Raw genomic sequence first — 1812 nt, 5'->3', positions numbered from 1 at the left:
AACCTCTGCATATAATACATAAGCAAATAAAAATATAATCGTTGAAATAACAATAATCCATCTAGGTAAGATAAGCCACTTAAATCTATAATTTAATCCTGCAACTATAAAACCACTTATAAACATTACTAAACTCACTCTAATTAGTATTTCTTGCTTAGATTCCTTTTATAAAATTATAAAAAATTCGCTTCGCTCATGTCGCCAACGACTTCGTCCGTTGCTTTAGTTAAAATTCACTACGTTCATAGCGCCAACGAATCAAAGATTCCGTTGCTTAAGTTAATAGGTTGGAAATTATATATTATCCACAAATCAAATAATATATAATTTCCTTAGAATTTTAAAAAACTCCCTATATAAAATAAGGAGTTTTTATTGTAAAAAAGTTGTTATTTTTAATCCTTTTGAAATTTATATTCTAGTAAAACAATAAAAATACTAAAAAGATTTAATTAAAATTTTATAACTTTAGGTTCTTCAGTAAATGAAGATATTGTAGCAGTTACATTTTTCAAATAAAGAACTTCGGTATTATCGTCATCAGCTCTATAAAGAGCTTTTAAATTTGGATAGCTATCTAGCATATGTTCTTTAGCTTCCACTCTGTCATCTCTTACTACTTCTCCTGCTACACGAATCCATTTTTCGCCGTTAAAAGCGCATATTTCTACTTTAGGATTTGCCTGCATTTCTTTTGATACGTCTTTTACTTTACCTGTTTGAATGTATAGTTTCCCCTCAAATATATCTACTGTTCCAAAAGGACGAACTCTTGGTTGATCTCCTTCTACAGTTGCTAGATAATATGTATTACAAGCTTTTAAAAAATCATATACTTCTTGCACTTTTTTACCCCCTGATATTATTGTACACTTTCATTATAGTACTTTTTTCGCCATTTTGTCCTTATTTTATACTTATTTTAGTTTTTAATTATAAAAATCACCCCTATCATCAGACATAATCCAACAATAGGGGTGCACTTTCCTTTTTATTTATATATATTTATCTATCTATATCTATATTTATCTATCTATATTTATATTTATCTATCTATATTTATTAATAGTTAGCTATTTCTTCTTTTGCATTTTCAATAGCTTCTAATATATCTTTTTGGTCTTGGTTTGCTTTTTTAATTTCTGCATTAGCTTTATTTAATAAAGTATTAGATTCATTTTGAGAATCATTCATTTCTGATCTTAAGTCGTTTAATTCTTGTTGTGAAGCATTATATTTTTCTGACATGTTTGCGTAATCTGATTTTAATTGTGAAACAATTGTGTTTAATGTCTCAATAGTAGATTCAAGTTGTGATTTTTCTCTATTTAAGGCATTTATTTGTTCATTTAAATTCTCTATTTGAGATTTTAATGTTGAATTTTCGCTGTCTATATTGCTGTTATTTGATTGTAATTTGTCTAATTCTGATTGTAATCTTTCAATTACTTTATCTTTAGAATTTATAATTTCTCTCAAATCTTCAATCTGCTCTTCATATTCTATAGCTTTCATATATGTTTGTACATAAAGTTTATCTTTAAACGCTATTAAATCATTTAATCTATCTATTTCATTTTGTTTAGTTTCTATAGAATTTGTTAAATCAGATATTAATATCTCTTGAGCATTTATCTTTGCATCGAGTCCTTCAACAATAGATGTAAGTTTTTTTATTTCATTTTTTAAATCTTCTTTACTACCTTCAGCAAGCAAGCTATTTACTTCTGCCTCTAATCTTTCGATTCTTTCTTTGTATGAATCTCTTTCTATAGTTAGTACTTCTATTTTTTCTCTAGCATTTTCTAA

General features: G+C 26.5%; 2 protein-coding genes. Both read right to left on the bottom strand.

The window, feature by feature from the left end:
• Window positions 1-455: 455 nt before the first annotated feature.
• Window positions 456-848, bottom strand: coding sequence for a pyridoxamine 5'-phosphate oxidase family protein (locus tag I4U58_RS13710; protein WP_195931892.1), 393 nt, complete (start codon window positions 846-848; stop codon window positions 456-458).
• A gap of 217 nt (window positions 849-1065) precedes the next feature.
• On the bottom strand, window positions 1066-1812 hold a 747-nt coding region (locus tag I4U58_RS13705), incomplete at its 5' end, for a hypothetical protein (RefSeq protein WP_195931891.1).

Origin of the sequence: Clostridium sp. 1001270J_160509_D11 (genome assembly GCF_015667935.1) — a bacterium.
Classification (GTDB): Bacteria; Bacillota; Clostridia; order Peptostreptococcales; family Peptostreptococcaceae; genus Intestinibacter.
Note: the sequence above shows the minus strand (reverse complement) of the source record. Positions and strands in the feature narration are given on the sequence as shown.